Genomic DNA, 16514 nt, shown 5'->3' on the forward strand with positions numbered 1-16514 from the left:
CCACCCGACACTGCCGACAACTCAGAACGTCTCCCAGTTATCCCCGGAAACCGTCGCCGCCGGACGCAACGGCGCGTTCTTCGCCACTGGCGCAGACGTCACCGCGCGGCCCGACTTTGCACCGCTCAGACGAAACGCCCCGACCGCCTCGGTCAGACGCGCGCCCTGTTCTTCCAGAGACGCGGCGGCCGCAGAGGCTTCTTCCACCAGCGAGGCGTTCTGCTGGGTCACTTTATCCATCTCAGAAATCGCCTGGCTCACCTGCACGATACCGCGGCTCTGCTCATCGGACGCGGCGGCAATCTCCAGCATGATGTCGGTCACGCGTTTAACCGCTTCGACGATTTCATTCATGGTGTTACCGGCAGCCACAACCTCACCGGAGCCCTGGTCGATCAGCGAGACCGATTCGTTAATCAGGCTTTCGATCTCTTTTGCGGCATTCGCACTGCGGCTTGCAAGGGTTCGGACTTCGCTTGCCACCACGGCAAAACCGCGCCCCTGCTCGCCCGCCCGCGCCGCTTCTACCGCCGCGTTAAGCGCCAGGATATTGGTCTGGAACGCAATGCTGTTGATGACGGCGGTGATCTCGGAGATTTTTTTCGAACTGGTGGAGATATTGCCCATGGTTTTGACCACGCCTGAGACCATCTGGCCGCCGCGGCTGGCTTTCCCGGAGGCATCTTCCGCAAGCTTGCTGGCATGATGGGCGTTATCGGCGTTCTGTTTCACCGTCGCGGTCAGCTGTTCCATGCTTGCGGCGGTTTGCTCAATGGCGGCGGCCTGCTGCTCGGTGCGCGAAGAGAGATCGGTGTTACCGGCAGAAATTTCGCTCGTGCCGCGGTAGATCTCCTCCGCCCCCTGACGTACGGTGCCTACGGTGTTTTCAAGCGAGTGCTGCATGGTTTGCAGATCGCGCGTCAGGCGGCCAATTTCGCTGCTCCCGGCCACGTCGTCCGGCATCGTCAGGTCGCCTTTGGCGATATTCTCGATACGTTTCGCTGCACGCTGCAAAGGATTGATTACCGTGCGGCGGAGCACGACAAAGGTCATCGCCGTCAGCACCAGCGCCAGCGCAAACGCGCCCACCATAAACATCAGGCCCAGCTGCGTGCGGCTGTGCGCCTGCGCCGTCAGCGCATTGGCACGCTCGGTACGGATCTTGATCGCCTTCAGCAGTACGGCGTTGTAAGCGTCATCCAGCGGACGCGCCGTTTCGTTTTCGTGGTTGATAATCGCTTCGAACATGCCGTTTTTGGCGAATTTCACCATCGGCTGCATGCCCGCAATATAGGCGTCGTACCGCGCCTTGAGATCCTCATCCAGCGCTGCACCCTCAGCGGTACGCACGGCACGATTCATATAGGCGGTAAAGCTCTCCTGGGACTGCTTAATGCGCGTTTCCGCCTCGCTGATGTTCTGCTTCATCGCATCCATCTCCGCGATACGGCTTGCCGCACCGGCGTGGATCAGATTAATACGCGCGGTTCGCAGATGGTTTGAGCTGTTCGACAGCCCCATACGCACCTGAATTTCGGATGTGACATCCTGCTGATCGTTATCGGCCTGCAGCAGGAAATACCCCGCCAGACCCGAGCTCAAGGCGAACAGAAGAATAATGCCACCGAGAATGGAGGAAAACAGCGGAACCAGCCTGATGTGATGCAAGAAGCCCAGCTTGCGCTGCGCCTGCATCGAAGTAGTGTTGTCCATGACCGTCGACTCTCTTGTAGGTAAGATGCGTAAAAACATGCGTGTTAAATAGTCATCGGCACGGCAGAGATTTAGATTACGGCTAAAAACGCCGCACTGGTCACACTTTAGAGAAGATTATTAAAGAAACGCCAGCGGTGAAAAACCGCTGGCAGAAGAGCTACTTGTCGCCGAAATGAATGACGGTACGGATGGATTTTCCTTCGTGCATCAGATCGAACGCGTCGTTGATCTGCTCCAGCGGCAAACGGTGGGTAATGAACGGGTCGAGCTGAATCTTGCCGGCCATGGCATCTTCAACCATACCCGGAAGCTGGGTACGGCCCTTCACGCCGCCAAACGCGGAACCGCGCCACACGCGCCCGGTGACCAGCTGGAATGGACGGGTTTTAATCTCCTGGCCCGCGCCGGCCACGCCAATGATGATGCTCTCGCCCCAGCCTTTGTGGCAGCACTCCAGCGCGGAACGCATCACGTTCACGTTGCCGATACATTCGAAGCTGAAGTCAACGCCGCCGTCGGTCATCTCAACGATGACATCCTGAATCGGTTTTTCGTGATCCTTCGGGTTAACGAAATCGGTCGCGCCCATTTCACCCGCCAGCCTGAATTTCTCCGGGTTGGTGTCGACCGCGATGATACGACCGGCTTTCGCCTGCACCGCGCCCTGAATGACCGCCAGACCAATGCCGCCGAGACCGAACACCGCAACGGTGTCGCCCTCTTTGACTTTTGCCGTGTTATGCACCGCGCCGATACCGGTGGTCACGCCGCAGCCCAGCAGGCAGACTTTATCCAGCGGCGCCTGCGGGTTCACCTTCGCCAGGGAAATTTCCGCGCAAACGGTGTACTCGCTGAAGGTGCTGGTGCCCATGTAGTGATAAACAGGCTCGCCGTTATAGGAGAAACGGGTGGTACCGTCCGGCATCAGCCCTTTCCCCTGAGTGGCGCGAACCGCCTGGCAGAGGTTGGTTTTACCGGATTTACAGAACTTACACTCGCCGCACTCCGCCGTGTACAGCGGGATAACGTGATCGCCAGGCTTCAGGCTGGTCACGCCCTCGCCCACTTCCACCACAATCCCGCCGCCTTCATGACCCAGCACCGCCGGGAAGACGCCTTCCGGATCGTCACCGGAGAGCGTAAACGCATCGGTATGGCACACGCCGGTATGGGTGATTTTGATCAGCACTTCGCCTTTCTTCGGCGGTGCCACGTCGATTTCAACGATTTTCAGCGGCTGGCCGGGACCAAATGCAACTGCAGCGCGAGATTTCATCATGTCTTCCCTTTTTGTCAGGTGTGTGGGTTTATTTTAGATAAGAGCGCAGCAAATGGCCGACTTCCGCCATGCGTACGGCTCGCTGATCCGGCGTGGTTTCCCCCGTCACCAGCTCATCTTTGAGGTGAATTTCAACCATTTCGCCCATCAGGCCATTGGCAGCCCCGCGCACGGCGGCGATTTGCTGCAAAATGGCCAGACAGGGGTCGCCCGACTCCAGCGCGCGTTCAAGGGCATCAACCTGACCCCGAATGCGGCGGACGCGAGTAAGAATACGTTTTTTATCTTCGGGTGAATGCGGCATACGCCCTCCTGATACTATAGGGGGGTATGGTATTTTACTTACCTGGCGATGTAAACCTTCTATTTCCGTTGCAAAATCAGCGTATCTACCGCATATCATCAAGCAAGAGAATGAAACCTAAAAATATATAACCATATGAAATATATAATTTTTTAATAACATTATTTGCCTAACCGAATTGAAGATCCCGTTGTTTAGTGACGATTTCATATACAACAGGAGTTAACACATGGCATGGAACAAACACGCTGCGGCCCTGCATGCACGCCAGAGTGCCGGCATTTCATCGCAAAAACGCTGTGGTGAATTTACTCGCAAGGCAATACGAGCAGGTGGCGCGGATATTGGAAATGCACCCAATGCAAAAAACTATGGCAGGGAGAAAATCCGGCAGGTCACATGGCGATTTATGACGGTACAACCTGGTACTCTGATTTCAGACAAAGAGATATGTGGGGTGGTCCGGGATATCGCTCCGCACGCCCTGCTTACAAAATTTACAGGAAAAGCTGATGCGTAACGTTCTTTTGATGTGCCTGTTACTGACAGGATGTGCAACACAGATGGATACGCCGGAAAAACGCACTCATGACTTTTATACGTTTTACCTCACGGCTTTCGTTACAGACAGCAAAGAAGATAATCTCGATTCCCCAAAAATGCGTGAGTATATCGCGCGAGACACGCTCTTCCGACTGCAGAGAATTTTCTCTCTCTATGAGCAGGAAATTATCGGTTCCGACTATTTTACCTATACGCAAGACTATGCCGCGGAGTGGATCCCTGACCTAAGCGTAAGCAACGCGATAAACTCTGCGTCCGGAAAACTTGTTAACGTCGAGCTGGGTGTGGGTCATGAGCAGAAGCTGCAGTTAAACGTGTATCTGCGCAATGAAGACGGTAAGTGGAAAATATATCGCGTCACCGATGCGAGCCATCATTTTGAACAGTATATTTTTGACGACAGGGCGATTGCTGCCGCACAACGATATGCCGCAAGTATAACGTCCCCCTAATCTCTCTTTTCTTGTGTCATGCCAGGACATATGTCCTGGCATTTGTGTTTTCATAATTTACCCGGCATTGACGAGCCCTTGTTCACAACGAATGTCATCAATCATTTATCGTCCTGTCGCGACGGTGTTCCTGCGAACTACACGTTTAATCATAGAGTTACGATATTGTACTTTCCTCCCCGGCCGCATCTCTTTTTATCGTGAGCGCTTGAACAACCCTACCAATTTTAGTGTAAAACAATAAATGTTTATTGTTTTACGATAATCTCCAGGCTAGCCTGCACGCACTTCAACTTACCCTTTGCCAGGAGAGGCATCGAATGAAAAGAAGTCTGCTGTATGGCGTTTCGCTCGCGGGGATCGCGCTTTGCGCCCCCGCACGCAGTGCGGATCTGTCCGGTTACGCGGGACTGGGCGTCGCGGTCAGCCCCGTTTATTCGGGATCGCAGCATTACGCGCCCGGGCCGCTACTTAAAGGCGGCCTGAGTCTGAAGAGTAAAGACTATGGGCAGTGGGATCTCTCTACGGAAGGTCTTGCATGGACATATAGCCCCGACGCCCCGTTTGCCGTGAGCCTGCTGCTGGCCTCTGATGAGGGGCGAAAAGAGACAGTTAACTATCCCTTCTCCGCCCGAAAAAACCGCGACCTGCAGGGAATGGGCGATATGTCCGACATGCTGATGGCTGGCGCGGAGATGCGTTATCACCGCGAGGACTGGACGATATGGCTGCGGGCGTTAAGCGCAACGCAAAAACACCGGTACGGTGGCGAGACGCAGCCGCAGGCGAGGACCGTGAATAGCGGCGTAAAGTCCACCCTCTGGCGCGGGCAGGACGTCGAGTTTTCGGTCGCAGGTGACATCACCTGGGCGAACGGCGGCTATCAGCAGCGCCATTATGGCGTCACCGCGAACCAGTCTCAGCGCACTGGGTTTGAGGCATATTCACCCTCATCGGGTTTGCAGGAAGCTGGGGTCGATAGCGAACTGGTCTGGCACATCAGCGAAAATCTGGCGGCTGGGGTGGCCGGCCGCGCAGCCTGTCTGATTGATGAAGCGGGTCAGAGCCCGCTGGTGAAAAGCCGCATACAGTACACCCTGTCATCCATGATCCAGTACGAGTTCTGAGGCGAAAACCATGAATAAACGGTATGTGTACAGCCGCAGGCGACTCTTAGCCGCAGGGGTGGTTTTTGTGTCGCTGATTGCTGCAGGCATCTACCTGCAGCCGGGCGTCAGCACTCCGTCCCCGCGCCAGACGGGAGATGCAACCATAGTCTCGTTCCTGACGCCATTACTCTGCGGTGCGCGAGGCAGCGTTGCCGTCGCATTCATTACGCCGAAAGGCGTGCAGTACGCTCTGTGGGACAGCGATTTTACGAAACAGTATGAAATCGCCAGCCTGACCAAAACCATGACCAGCAGCCTGCTGATTGAGGCGCAGCGACGCGGCGAAGCGGCGCCACAAACCCGCGTCGGTGAACTTATTCCGGAGATAGCGGGCCTGGCGAGCGATATTACCCTGGCGCAGCTGGCTTCGCACCGCTCCGGCCTGCCGCCGCTGGCGACGTCGTTACCCGAGAAAGTTCAGGTCATTAAAAGCATCATCCTGCGTGACAATATCTGGAACTTCGATGAGGAGACATTAATAGAGATGGTGAATAAAGCCAGCGTCGAACGCCCGGCTGAATTTGACTATTCCAACACCGGCTACGCGCTGCTGGGACTGGCGCTGGCGCGTGCATCGCATCAATCTTTTGCTCATCTCCTGCAAACGCGAATTTTCGCTCAGGCGCATATGACAGACTCCGTCGTCGCCAGCGATACGACGCCCGCCTCTTTCGCATTCAGCCGCGGTCGGTCCGCTTCCGGCCTGAGCGAAGCGCCGTGGGTCATGCACGCGTTTGCCCCTGCCGCTGGCGTGCGCTCAACCATTGTCGACATGGCCCATTACGCGCAGTCGTTGCTGGAAGGAAAGCTCGCATGGAGCGACGCAATGACGCCACAGTTTGCGACTGACGATCCCGATTCACGCGTAGGCTATGGCTGGTTCACCACGCGCATTCAGGGGCGCGATATCACCTGGCATGATGGTGAATCGTCAGGGTTTGCTTCCGCTATTGCCTTCGACCGACAGCGTAAAAGCGCCGTGGTGATCCTTTCCGACACCGCGTGGCCGGTGGTTGTCCCGGCCATACGGCTGCTGTTAGCCCAGCCATATCAGGCAGCAGAGGCGCATCATGAACTGGATTGATATTCTCTGGGCGATACTGACCTTCGTCTCGGCCCTGCTGTTTACGTGCGGAGCCTGGGCCGCGCGGTATAAACTTCGGCTGGTGAACACAATGCTGACCGTCGGAATCATTCTCTATAGCATGGAGATGATGCAGACCATCACCCATCTGAACAGTTCAGGTTACTTTTTCAGAATGCTCACCTGGGTGATTCAGGCCTCTTATCTCGCCATTAGCGTGTATCACGTGTGGCCAAAACCGTGGATGAAACGCGGCGCTAACTGTCTGAACGGTGGCAAGATTGCCATCGCGCTGATGCTTATGTCATGCTTGAGCATGCTGGTCTTAAAATAATATGAAATATTCAGGAAGGTTCGACGTGAATGGTGCGAGGGATAAACTCAGTCTGGTGCTCATCGCAGGGGTGCTGCCGCTATTTCTCATCCTGGTTTTAATCACCCCTTTGTGGATTTATTTCACCGGCGAGTCGTTTTTCATTTCCACTCTGCTAAAGCTCGCTGAGGTTCAGAATGACGATCTGGCGGTTTCGACGGTTTCGCCGCTACGCCAGATACTCCTGCTGGCGATCCTTTATCTCCCGGCGGGGCTGTTTGCCTTCGCTATCTGGCAGGGAATGAGCGTCACGCGACAGGTTCGTCAAAAGCAGATCCTCTCCCGGGCCCTGGCGAACAGCGTTCGCAACATTGCAATCGCAATGCTAAGCCTTGGGATCGCGCTGCCGGTCTGTCGCTTTTTGATCCCTCTCACGATCGCGTGGCCGGGACATTACTACCAGGTCACCCTTTTGCTTGGGGATTTTGTTCTGTTATTAACCGGCGGTTTGCTGCTGGTAACGTTTCACTCCCTGGTCGAAGGGATCAAAGCGGAAGAAGAAAATAAGGAGTTCATCTGATTATGGCTGTCGTGGTTCATCTGGACAAAATGCTGGTAGAAAAGAAAATGACGTCCAGAGCCCTAGCTGCCTTTGTGGGGATCACGGAGCAAAACCTGTCGCTGCTCAAGTCCGGCAAGGTTAAAGGGATACGTTTTGATACGCTGGCGAAAATTTGCGAAGCGCTGCAGTGTCAACCCGGCGACATCCTTTCCTGGGAGCCGGACAGCCCGGAATGAAGCGCCTGCGCCAGCGTTTGCAGCTCCTCCTTAAGCCAGCGGGTCGCCCCCCGCTGGCCGCTGCGTTTATGCGAGTAAATTTTCACTTCAAACGTGCGTATCGAAAACGATAAAGGAAAAATCCTCAGGTCCGCTGCCGCAGCCAGCTTCTCAGCGGCAAAACGGGGGATCGCCATCAGCAGGTCGCTTTCGGCAACGATAAACGGCGCGCTGAGCATCGACGGCGTTTTGATCGCGATTTGTCGGGTATAGCCCAGCTGTTCGAGCCGCACGTCCAGAACGCCCTGCTTCTCATTCCATGGCGTCACCACCAGGTGTCGGGCCGCGAGATACTCCTCCAGCGTCAGACGCGTCCGCCGCGCGTTGCTGATGACCACATACTCATCTTCAAACCAGGCGATCTCTTCCAGTTCCGGGTGCCGGATATCATCCTGAGTGCTGAACCCCAGCGCGAGATCCACTTCGCCCGCCAGCAGTTCCGTCAGCGCCGGGCTGTGCGGCAGATAGCGCAATTCGAAACGCAAACCCGGGGCCGCAAGCTGCAGTTTGTGCATCAGCGCCGGGAAAATGCACAGCGCGGTAAAGTCCGTAATCCCAATTTGTAGGCTTTCGGTACTGCTGGCCGGGTCAAACTCCGGCTGCGGGGTCAGCTCATGATTGAGGAACGACAATGCGGAAGCAATGGAAGGCGCAAGCTGAGAGGCATACACGCTGGGGGACATGCGATGCCCTTCCCGAAAAAAGAGCGGGTCATTAAGGGTGATGCGCAAACGCGACAGCGCATGGCTCAGTGCCGATGTGCTCATCGCCAGCTCGTCAGCGGCCAGCCGAACGGAACGATGGCGGTAAATCGAGTCGAAAACGGGCAGCAGGTTTAAATCAAGACGCCTCAGTACCGAATGCATAATATTCATCATTTGTTGATTTCATTGCACTTAATTCTTCGGACAATACTCCGTATGCTTAACGCCATCAATCGTACACAGGCTAAAACACAGGAAAAACAATGAGCATCACCATTCGTCAGGCCCGCCCCGAAGATGCGGCGGCAATATACGCCATGATCTACGAGCTGGCGGTGTATGAAAAAGCGCCGGAAGAAGTGGTTACCACGCCGGAGGAAATCCGCGAAACGCTCTTTGGCACAGGCACAAAAACCGAAGCGTTGATCGCGGAGTGTGAAGGCAAGACTGCCGGCTATGCCGTGTTCTTCACCAGCTATTCGACCTGGCTCGGACGCAACGGGATTTATATGGAAGACCTGTACGTATCCCCGGAGTATCGCGGTAAAGGCGCGGGAAGAGCGCTGCTGAAACATATCGCTCAGCTCGCGGTAAAACGGCAGTGCGGCCGCCTTGAATGGAGCGTGCTGGACTGGAACCAGCCCGCCATTGATTTTTACCTGAGCATAGGCGCGCTGCCGCAGTCCGAATGGGTTCGCTATCGTCTTGATGGCGACGCGCTGCTGAAATTTGCCGAATAGCAACACGTGGTACCCGAGAAGATCCCGCCCCGCGGGGTCGCTCTGACCTGCCTTGATCCCGCCTCAACAGATGATGAATTTATGCTACCCTTCCATAAATTTCATAAACATATTGCAGAACGCCATGACGACAGCCCCTTTTATCCGCCCACAACTTTCCCTGCCAGACGGTGCCGACAGGCTGCTGTTGCACTCCTGCTGCGCCCCCTGCTCGGGTGAAGTGATGGAGGCTATCCAGGCTTCGGGGATTGACTACACGATTTTCTTCTACAACCCCAATATCCATCCACAAAAGGAATACCTCATTCGTAAGGAGGAGAATATTCGCTTTGCGGAAAAACACGGCGTGCCGTTTGTTGATGCCGATTACGATACAGATAACTGGTTTGAGCGCGCGAAAGGCATGGAATGGGAACCCGAGCGCGGCGTCCGCTGCACCATGTGCTTCGATATGCGTTTCGAGCGTACGGCGCTCTATGCGGCAGAAAATGGATTCAGCGTCATCAGCAGCTCGCTGGGGATCTCCCGCTGGAAAAACATGCAGCAGATAAATGACTGCGGCCAGCGTGCTGCCGCGCGCTATCCGGGTATGGTTTACTGGGACTATAACTGGCGTAAACAGGGCGGCTCCTCTCGCATGATTGAGATCAGCAAGCGGGAGCAGTTTTACCAGCAGGAATACTGCGGGTGCGTTTATTCGCTCAGGGACAGTAACCTGCATCGTAAGTCTCAGGGCCGCCCGCTGATTCGCATAGGGAAACTGTATTACGGTCAGGATGACAATGAGAAATAACGGGTTCCCGGTATAGAGATATATCCGAAAACACCCCTGATATGTACCGAATTTAGCCTTACGTCTCCCACATCCACAAAGAGCGGCTATCCTTTAATAATCAACAAAAGGAGGCAAAAATGTCTGATTTCGGTACTGATAAAAACACCCAGCTTGCTGAAGATAAAGCTAAAAATAAATTTGACGAGCTTACAGGTTCAGCGCAGCAGCAGTTTGGTGAATTCGTTGATTCACCAAAGCATCAGGTAAAAGGTGCGGCCAGAAAATATGCCGCGCAGGCCAGCGATGCCGTTCCCGACGTCACTGAAGCTGTCAGAAATAACCCCCTCACCGGCCTCGTCGCAGCGGGTGCGGTCGGTATTGTTCTCGGCCTGCTGCTCGGTCGAAAATAATAAAAGGCCCTTCGGGCTTTATTTTTCTTAGCTAAACATTCTGACCATGCGGTCTAACTCCTCCTCTTTCACGGCACGCGATAAATAATACCCCTGAAAGTTTTTGACGCCCAGCGCGACTAATTTTTCAAACTTTTCTTCACTATCAACCCCCTCGGCAATACAGTCCGTACCGGTCATGTCGCTATAAATCTGTATCGCTTTAATCAGGTTATAGTCATTGTCGTTTGCCACAAAATGCTCAACGATGTCGCGATCCAGCTTGAGTCCATCAAAATGCACCTGCCGCACCGGGAACATGGTTTGATGGTTAGAGAAGCAGTCATCCAGAAATAATCGACACCCCGTATTACGCAAATGCCGCATGGTTTCAGGGATCCTTTTGTCCTTCGTCACGTCAATATCTTCAGCAAATTCAAAGACCAGCTTTTCGGCCCACTGCGGCTTGAGCAGCATGTCGATAGCTTTCTTTGCCATATCAGGCAATGCATTTCCGGAAGCCAGACGAGGCGGAATATTTACAGAAAAATAGTATTTTCCATTATACTTATTAATCCCTGACACGGCGGCATGGATGACTAACGCCGTTATTTTCAACCATATCTCATGATTTGAAATATCCGTGAGAAAACTGGCCGGCTTGACAATTTTACCGTTTTTATTCCAGCGGATCAGTATCTCAAAGCCTACGCCCTTTTTGTCACGATCGGTAATGATCTGATAAGCGGGGAAGATCTCTTTTTTATATAATGCATTAAAAATTTCTGATTCTTTATCCGTAAAATCCGTATTTTGGCTCCGCCGCTTGATACGTCTTTCCGCGCTGAAATTGTGCGAATCGTTTAGCCACCGCTTAATTAAGCGTAATTTCAGCACGCCTTCCTTACGGTGGGTATAAACCGTTTTATTAGAAAGCCCCATTTCGTCGCACATTTCTTTTACGGACATGCCGCGGTAGAAATTTAATAAAACGTCAATTTCTCTTTTTGTTAGCCACTTTACGGTTTCTTGCGAAGAATTATCCTTGTAGCGATCGCGTAATACGTACGAACGATCTTTAAAAACATTATGGTGTGTATGAATACAGGTTATGACATCTGAAACGCGGGCCAGTCGAATCAACGATAATTGATAACTATTATTTAAAAGAGTGCCCAGGGTGCGATATAGCCAGCTATCCGGCAGGTCGCCATACAGGGTGACGCGTCGAATAACGGGAAGTGCATTGAGTACGGACGCCAGTCTCTTCAGGCTCTCCAGGAGACTGACGATACCTTTTCCGAGAAACACCACAATATGAGCACTCTGATTTATAAGGATATTTTCAAGATCCTGTTGGGATACCTCATCCCCGTCAAAGTGAATATGCGAAGCCTGTATTCCGTACTGGTTAAGGATCAGACGATATCCCTGGAACGTAAAACCGCAGGCGGAGATGACAAATTTATGTTCATCGCACGCCTCATTTCTGAGAGAAATTGTGTGGGTCATAAACTGCTCCTGGGCACTGAGGCGCCATTTCCATTTGTGAATACGTAAAATTTAACGCACCTGTTATAAACATTAATTTTACAGTACAGCCTCAGGGTAAGAAACAGTTATCCGCTGAACTCACAGGAACATCTTTGCGTTAATCACCGTCGTTTAAATATACTTTTCTTTGCAAATAACAACGGCAAATATCTTATTCTCAGGGTATAATGAAAATTCCGAAAAAGAAGAGTGGACACTTCATCTATCGGCTCATTCAAATACGAGAAAAATGCTATGGATAATCACATCTCATCCAGGGCCTTGCTACATCGAAGGGATGTTATAAAGAACAATCCGCGATTCGGTGAGGCAATATTAGAGCACTACACAATTAATGACACCATCTACAAAAAACAACCTTTGTTCTATAAGACAATGCTGCAGGAATCACGGTTTAACATTATCCTCTCCATGTGTTGTTTTATTTTTGGAAATCAGGCCGAGTCAGTTTCAGAGATTAAAGAGTTATGCTCTCGCTATAAAATAGCCAGCCCCAACAGCGTGATTGCGATCATTACGATACTGAGAACCACCGGGCGCATCAGGACCTGGCGCTGCACGGATGACCGACGCAAAACGAGAATCGCGCCAACCGAAAAAGGCTTGAATGAACTTAAGCGTTATATGTCCGGCGCTTTTTTGCCCGTCAGCATTCTTTATCCGGCATTTAATATTAATGTTAACCTGCTGGATAATGATATTTTGAGAAACAACTTTTTCCGCCGCGCGGCTGAATATCTTTTTCGGGGATTAACGTTCAGAAAGGTGTTGCCTGAGGTGGGGTTATTTATCGATAAAGATGGCGGCCGTATGATTATGCTTTATATCTATCTGCAGGCCATGAAAAATAAATCCGCTCACGGTGCGGTCATTGACTATTCAGCCAGCACGCTCGCAAAGGAATTTTTTGTTTCGCGCATCCACGTCAACCGAATTGTCAAGTCGGCACAAGAGGCGGGTTATCTTAAAGATCGTGGTGATGGTCGGATGTCGATATACCCGGCGTTTATCGACCTTGTCGAAAATTATGCCGGTTTATATTTTGCGTATGTTACGCATTACATCAACGTTGTGCCTAAAGAGCGACGCCACGCTCACAACGTGACGTCAACCGTATAATCCAGCAGGCGTTCGGAGTTCCGAACGCCATTTCCCTATCGTTCCCGCAGCGCCTCTTTTGCCTTGTTCAGCGGTTTCAATAGATAATCCAGAATGGTTTTACTGCCGGTTTTAATATCAACGGTGGCAATCATGCCCGGAAAGACCGGAAATTCCTGACCCTGCTTATTGGTCAGATGGTTACTGTCGGTACGGATATAGACGCGATAGTAATAGACATCCCTTTTCACCTCATCCTGCAGGGTGTCCGGCGAAATCATGGTCACTTCCCCTTCCAGCCCGCCGTAAATGGAGTAGTCATAGGCCGTAATTTTCACCAGCGCTTTCTGGCCGGGATGAATAAACGCCACATCGCGCGGCGAGATTTTCGCTTCGACCACCATCTGATCGTCAAGCGGGACAAGGCTCATCAGCTTGCCGTTCGGCGGAATAACGCCTCCCACGGTCGTGACGTCAATATCCTTCACGATCCCGCGAACCGGGGCATTGAAGGTCAGTCGGGTCAGGGAGTCCTCACGCCCTTTCATCACCGAACGCTGGGCCTCAATCTCCGCATTGGCTTTCGCCAGCTCCTCACGGGCGCGAACGTAATACTGGTTTTTCATCTCGGTGATTTTATTCTCAAGCTCATTTTTTTGACGCTCAAGACGTAACACCTCAACCTTGCTGGCCGCCCCCTGGGTCACCAGAGGACGGGTTAACGACAGCTCGCGCTGCACCAGCTCGGCGCCCTGACGCAACCCGGCCAGCCCTTTTTCGAGGCTTTCACGACGGGACTGGTAAAGCGCCGTTTCCTGTTTGACCAGCTCAACGTCGTCATCCAGCTCCTCCGGAAACGCGAGCTCCGTGTCGTTCACCTCAGCCTTCAGGCGCGCAGCGGTCGCCAGCGCCGCATTCAGGCGAGACTCGCTCTCCAGCACGCTCGACTCGGTTTTTGTCCGGTCAAGCTGCGCGAGCTGCTGCCCGCGTTCCACGATGTCGCCTTCGCGCACCATCAGGCTGTGAATGATGCCGCCTTCCAGAGACTGGATGACCTGCTCATGCGAAGACGGTATGACCTTGCCGCTGCCGGTCGTCACTTCATCCAGATGGAACAGGCTTGCCCAGGCGATAAACACCGCCAGCAGGGCGAACAGGGACCATGCCACCAGCGACGAGCGCGGCAGGCGTGGCTCCTTCAGTCGGCTATTGAAACGAGAGAAATCATTCATGCCGCGCCCTCCTCTGCAACCGCCGCCGACTTCATGGTCACCGTACGCTGCGCGGCTTTCTGCGGCGCCATACCGTGCTGGTGCAGGATTGCATCGCGCGGGCCGTCCATCACCACCTTACCGTTTTCCAGCACGATGATGCGGTCGACCAGGTCCAGGATCGGCAGGCGATGCGTCGCCACGACCAGCGTCCGGCGTTTACCCAGCCATTTGTGAAGATGCTGAATAAACTGCTTCTCGCTCATTTCGTCCAGCCAGGCGGTAGGCTCGTCCAGCAGCAGAATAGTCGGCGAGGTAATCAGGGCTCGCGCCAGCAGCAGCGCCTGACGCTGTCCGCCGGAGAGGCCAGCCCCGCCCTCGTTGATGATGTAGTTCAGCCCCATTTTCTGCTTGCGCACAAACTCCAGCGCGCCGCTGTTAACCAGCGCCTGATGAATCTCATCGTCGGTGGCTAACGGGTTCCCCATCAGGATGTTGTCCCGCACGGAGCCAAAGAACAGCCGGGCCTGCTGGCTGAGCAGCTGCATGTCACGGCGCACGTCTGCCGGGTCCAGATGATTGAGGGCAATATCGTCGAGCAGGATGCTGCCCTGCTGCGCCTCCTGCATGCCCGCCAGCAGCTGCAGCAGCGTGCTTTTACCGGAGCCGTTGCGCCCGAGCACCGCCACGCGCTCTCCGGCGCGGATCTGCAGCTTGCTGATGTTGAGCACGGTGAGTTTTTCTTCCTCGTCGTAATAAAACCCTACGTCCTCAAGCGCATAGTCGCCGCGCAGGTGGGCTTTATGCACCTTCTTGCCGTGCTGCGGATCGTCAATCGGGCGCTGCATCAGGTCGTCCAGCCCCTTGCGGGCCACCTTTGCCGACTGCCAGCGCGAGAGCACGCCCGAGATCTGCGACAGCGGCGCGATGGTGCGCGACGCCAGAATCGAGGTTCCCACCAGCGCACCGGTAGTCATGTCGCCGCTGATGACCAGGTAACAGCCCACCAGCAGCACCACCGCGTAGACGATGGACTGAACCTCCTGAGTCCAGGTCAGCAGTAACCCCGTCAGCCAGCGCTGCTTCATGCCGACGCTGGCGGCGACGTCGTTGGTATTATTCCACTGGTTCTGGAAACGCTGCTCGGCGCGCATCAGCTTGATGTCCTCAATGCCCTGCACCGCTTCCACCAGCGTGGCGTTGCGGATGGCGGATTCACGCATCCCTTCGCTGGAGAGTTTCCCCAGCGGGCGCTGCACCAGCAGGCCGGGGATAAGCAGCAGCGGCACGGCGAGCAGGACCACCAGCACCAGCGGGCCGCCAATCATCCACAGAATAAAGACGAACAGCAGGAAGAACGGCAGATCGGAAATCGCCGCAATGGTGGTCGAGGTAATGAGCTCGCGCACCGACTCCAGCTCGCGGATCTGCGCAATAAACGATCCGGTTGATTTGGAGCGTGCACCGTTTTTAATCCGCAGCGCGTGGGCAAACACGCGTTCAGAGATACGCAGGTCGGCGCGCTTCCCCACCACGTCAGAAATATGCACGCGCAGCATGCGCATGATGAATTCGAACACGATGGCGATCATCACGCCGCCAAACAGCACCCACAGCGTGGCTTCCGACTGCGACGGCACCACCCTGTCGTACACCTGCATGGAGAAGACCATGCCGGAGAGCGCCAGCACGTTGGCGACCAGCGCCACCAGCATAATATCGCTGTAGCGTCGCCAGTCCTTCAGCGCCAGCTGCCAGAACCAGTTTTTCTCATAGGGTTTGATGTAGTCGTCCACGCGGGCATCCGGCGTGGATTCGAGCGGGCGCAACACCATCAGCCCTTTTAACCGCGCCCCGAGCTCATCACGCGTCAGCGTGGTCTCCAGGCCGCCGTCGCCGCTAAACTGCAGGCTGACGTTGCCTTCACTGTCCATGCGGTTAATGACCGCGATTTGTCCGCCGGTGAATTCCGCCAGCAGCGGCAGGCGCCACGGATCGAGGGATACCGCTTCAGCCGCCACCATACGCATCCCCAGCCCAAGCTGGCGCGCCATCTCCTCCAGCACCAGCTGGCGCGGAGACTGGCTTTCATGGTTAATCGTGACCCGCACATGCTCCGCTGAGAAATCCAGCCGGTAGTGCTTCGCGATGATGAGCATGCCCTGCAGCCAGGGTTTCGTACTGTGGATGTGTCTTCATAATGCTACGTCCTGTCCAGAGCGGTAATTTCGCACTGAAATGATACCTTTACGGAATGATTAAAAATCGAACACTTTCTAAACGAGCCCGCAAAATAATCATGTGAAATATAGGGTTATGGCTATT

The 16514-nt window shown here is 54.2% G+C and carries 16 protein-coding genes and 2 pseudogenes; 11 read left to right on the forward strand and 7 right to left on the reverse strand.

Features of this window, described 5'->3' with window-relative positions:
* Positions 1-21: 21 nt before the first annotated feature.
* The 3 genes from QMN93_RS07870 to QMN93_RS07880 all read right to left on the reverse strand — a co-directional run bounded on the left by QMN93_RS07870 (position 22) and on the right by QMN93_RS07880 (position 3299).
* Positions 22-1713, reverse strand: a complete 1692-nt coding sequence (locus QMN93_RS07870) for a methyl-accepting chemotaxis protein (protein ID WP_213787365.1) — start codon at positions 1711-1713, stop codon at positions 22-24.
* A 160-nt stretch (positions 1714-1873) separates the two neighbouring features.
* Positions 1874-2992, reverse strand: a complete 1119-nt coding sequence (locus tag QMN93_RS07875) for an S-(hydroxymethyl)glutathione dehydrogenase/class III alcohol dehydrogenase (protein WP_064672938.1) — start codon at positions 2990-2992, stop codon at positions 1874-1876.
* Between the two features lie 31 nt (positions 2993-3023).
* Positions 3024-3299 (reverse strand): metal/formaldehyde-sensitive transcriptional repressor, encoded by a 276-nt coding sequence (locus QMN93_RS07880; protein WP_003857256.1) that lies wholly within the window; start codon positions 3297-3299, stop codon positions 3024-3026.
* A 229-nt stretch (positions 3300-3528) separates the two neighbouring features.
* Here QMN93_RS07880 and QMN93_RS07885 point away from each other — a divergent pair.
* From QMN93_RS07885 to QMN93_RS07915, 7 genes and pseudogenes are all read left to right on the forward strand, one after another.
* Positions 3529-3812 (forward strand): annotated as a pseudogene (locus QMN93_RS07885) (hypothetical protein).
* The gene (locus tag QMN93_RS07890) at positions 3812-4315 is read left to right on the forward strand and encodes a YbjP/YqhG family protein (RefSeq protein WP_047061850.1); all 504 of its coding nucleotides are present in this window, start codon (positions 3812-3814) and stop codon (positions 4313-4315) included. Before QMN93_RS07885 ends, QMN93_RS07890 begins: the two are co-directional and overlap by 1 nt.
* 320 nt (positions 4316-4635) lie before the next feature.
* Positions 4636-5442, forward strand: coding sequence for a MipA/OmpV family protein (locus tag QMN93_RS07895; protein ID WP_048978812.1), 807 nt, complete (start codon positions 4636-4638; stop codon positions 5440-5442).
* A 10-nt stretch (positions 5443-5452) separates the two neighbouring features.
* A complete protein-coding gene (locus tag QMN93_RS07900) occupies positions 5453-6568 on the forward strand; it encodes a serine hydrolase (protein ID WP_193139234.1) in 1116 nt (371 codons plus the stop codon).
* Entirely contained in the window at positions 6555-6902 is a 348-nt protein-coding gene (locus QMN93_RS07905; protein WP_048978814.1) for a hypothetical protein, read from the forward strand. The genes QMN93_RS07900 and QMN93_RS07905 overlap by 14 nt, the downstream gene beginning before the upstream one ends.
* A gap of 25 nt (positions 6903-6927) precedes the next feature.
* On the forward strand, positions 6928-7461 hold the full coding sequence (locus tag QMN93_RS07910; RefSeq protein WP_096149881.1) for a DUF2975 domain-containing protein: 534 nt from the start codon (positions 6928-6930) through the stop codon (positions 7459-7461).
* Positions 7462-7463: 2 nt separating this feature from the next.
* Positions 7464-7679: a helix-turn-helix transcriptional regulator gene (locus tag QMN93_RS07915; protein WP_024908393.1), complete on the forward strand. Its 216-nt coding sequence runs from the start codon at positions 7464-7466 to the stop codon at positions 7677-7679.
* Here QMN93_RS07915 and QMN93_RS07920 read toward each other — a convergent pair.
* Positions 7634-8596 carry a LysR family transcriptional regulator gene (locus QMN93_RS07920; protein ID WP_193139232.1) on the reverse strand — a complete coding sequence of 321 codons (963 nt, stop codon included), beginning with the start codon at positions 8594-8596 and terminating at the stop codon, positions 7634-7636. The genes QMN93_RS07915 and QMN93_RS07920 overlap by 46 nt on opposite strands.
* 89 nt (positions 8597-8685) lie before the next feature.
* On the opposite strand from QMN93_RS07920, the gene QMN93_RS07925 reads away from it, so the two are divergent.
* From QMN93_RS07925 to QMN93_RS07935, 3 genes are all read left to right on the forward strand, one after another.
* Entirely contained in the window at positions 8686-9162 is a 477-nt protein-coding gene (locus QMN93_RS07925; RefSeq protein WP_064672470.1) for a GNAT family N-acetyltransferase, read from the forward strand.
* Positions 9163-9286: 124 nt separating this feature from the next.
* The gene (locus tag QMN93_RS07930; RefSeq protein ID WP_023311652.1) at positions 9287-9955 is read left to right on the forward strand and encodes an epoxyqueuosine reductase QueH; all 669 of its coding nucleotides are present in this window, start codon (positions 9287-9289) and stop codon (positions 9953-9955) included.
* A 119-nt stretch (positions 9956-10074) separates the two neighbouring features.
* The gene (locus QMN93_RS07935) at positions 10075-10347 is read left to right on the forward strand and encodes a CsbD family protein (RefSeq protein ID WP_323619639.1); all 273 of its coding nucleotides are present in this window, start codon (positions 10075-10077) and stop codon (positions 10345-10347) included.
* A 27-nt stretch (positions 10348-10374) separates the two neighbouring features.
* Here QMN93_RS07935 and QMN93_RS07940 read toward each other — a convergent pair whose 3' ends face one another.
* Entirely contained in the window at positions 10375-11838 is a 1464-nt protein-coding gene (locus QMN93_RS07940; RefSeq protein WP_064672469.1) for an EAL domain-containing protein, read from the reverse strand.
* A 276-nt stretch (positions 11839-12114) separates the two neighbouring features.
* Here QMN93_RS07940 and QMN93_RS07945 point away from each other — a divergent pair, with 276 nt between their 5' ends.
* Positions 12115-12999 (forward strand): hypothetical protein, encoded by an 885-nt coding sequence (locus QMN93_RS07945; protein ID WP_033145482.1) that lies wholly within the window; start codon positions 12115-12117, stop codon positions 12997-12999.
* A gap of 35 nt (positions 13000-13034) precedes the next feature.
* Here the strand turns inward: QMN93_RS07945 and QMN93_RS07950 are convergent, their stop codons facing one another.
* Positions 13035-14210: an HlyD family type I secretion periplasmic adaptor subunit gene (locus QMN93_RS07950; RefSeq protein WP_029740549.1), complete on the reverse strand. Its 1176-nt coding sequence runs from the start codon at positions 14208-14210 to the stop codon at positions 13035-13037.
* Positions 14207-16388: pseudogene (locus tag QMN93_RS07955) on the reverse strand (type I secretion system permease/ATPase). The gene QMN93_RS07950 and the pseudogene QMN93_RS07955 overlap by 4 nt, the downstream one beginning before the upstream one ends.
* Positions 16389-16514: the final 126 nt, after the last annotated feature.

It is taken from the genome of Enterobacter sp. R-1.6.2, from assembly GCF_035064085.1.
In the GTDB taxonomy this organism is placed as follows: domain Bacteria; phylum Pseudomonadota; class Gammaproteobacteria; order Enterobacterales; family Enterobacteriaceae; genus Enterobacter; species Enterobacter asburiae_B.

Excerpts from the sequence above, each read along its gene's own strand:
- QMN93_RS07870 (WP_213787365.1), bottom strand. The coding sequence starts at position 1,713 with ATGGACAACACTACTTCGATGCAGGCGCAGCGCAAGCTGGGCTTCTTG.
- QMN93_RS07875 (WP_064672938.1), bottom strand. The coding sequence starts at position 2,992 with ATGAAATCTCGCGCTGCAGTTGCATTTGGTCCCGGCCAGCCGCTGAAA.
- QMN93_RS07880 (WP_003857256.1), bottom strand. The coding sequence starts at position 3,299 with ATGCCGCATTCACCCGAAGATAAAAAACGTATTCTTACTCGCGTCCGC.
- QMN93_RS07890 (WP_047061850.1), top strand. The coding sequence starts at position 3,812 with ATGCGTAACGTTCTTTTGATGTGCCTGTTACTGACAGGATGTGCAACA.
- QMN93_RS07895 (WP_048978812.1), top strand. The coding sequence starts at position 4,636 with ATGAAAAGAAGTCTGCTGTATGGCGTTTCGCTCGCGGGGATCGCGCTT.
- QMN93_RS07900 (WP_193139234.1), top strand. The coding sequence starts at position 5,453 with ATGAATAAACGGTATGTGTACAGCCGCAGGCGACTCTTAGCCGCAGGG.
- QMN93_RS07905 (WP_048978814.1), top strand. The coding sequence starts at position 6,555 with ATGAACTGGATTGATATTCTCTGGGCGATACTGACCTTCGTCTCGGCC.
- QMN93_RS07915 (WP_024908393.1), top strand. The coding sequence starts at position 7,464 with ATGGCTGTCGTGGTTCATCTGGACAAAATGCTGGTAGAAAAGAAAATG.
- QMN93_RS07920 (WP_193139232.1), bottom strand. The coding sequence starts at position 8,596 with ATGATGAATATTATGCATTCGGTACTGAGGCGTCTTGATTTAAACCTG.
- QMN93_RS07925 (WP_064672470.1), top strand. The coding sequence starts at position 8,686 with ATGAGCATCACCATTCGTCAGGCCCGCCCCGAAGATGCGGCGGCAATA.
- QMN93_RS07930 (WP_023311652.1), top strand. The coding sequence starts at position 9,287 with ATGACGACAGCCCCTTTTATCCGCCCACAACTTTCCCTGCCAGACGGT.
- QMN93_RS07935 (WP_323619639.1), top strand. The coding sequence starts at position 10,075 with ATGTCTGATTTCGGTACTGATAAAAACACCCAGCTTGCTGAAGATAAA.
- QMN93_RS07940 (WP_064672469.1), bottom strand. The coding sequence starts at position 11,838 with ATGACCCACACAATTTCTCTCAGAAATGAGGCGTGCGATGAACATAAA.
- QMN93_RS07945 (WP_033145482.1), top strand. The coding sequence starts at position 12,115 with ATGGATAATCACATCTCATCCAGGGCCTTGCTACATCGAAGGGATGTT.
- QMN93_RS07950 (WP_029740549.1), bottom strand. The coding sequence starts at position 14,210 with ATGAATGATTTCTCTCGTTTCAATAGCCGACTGAAGGAGCCACGCCTG.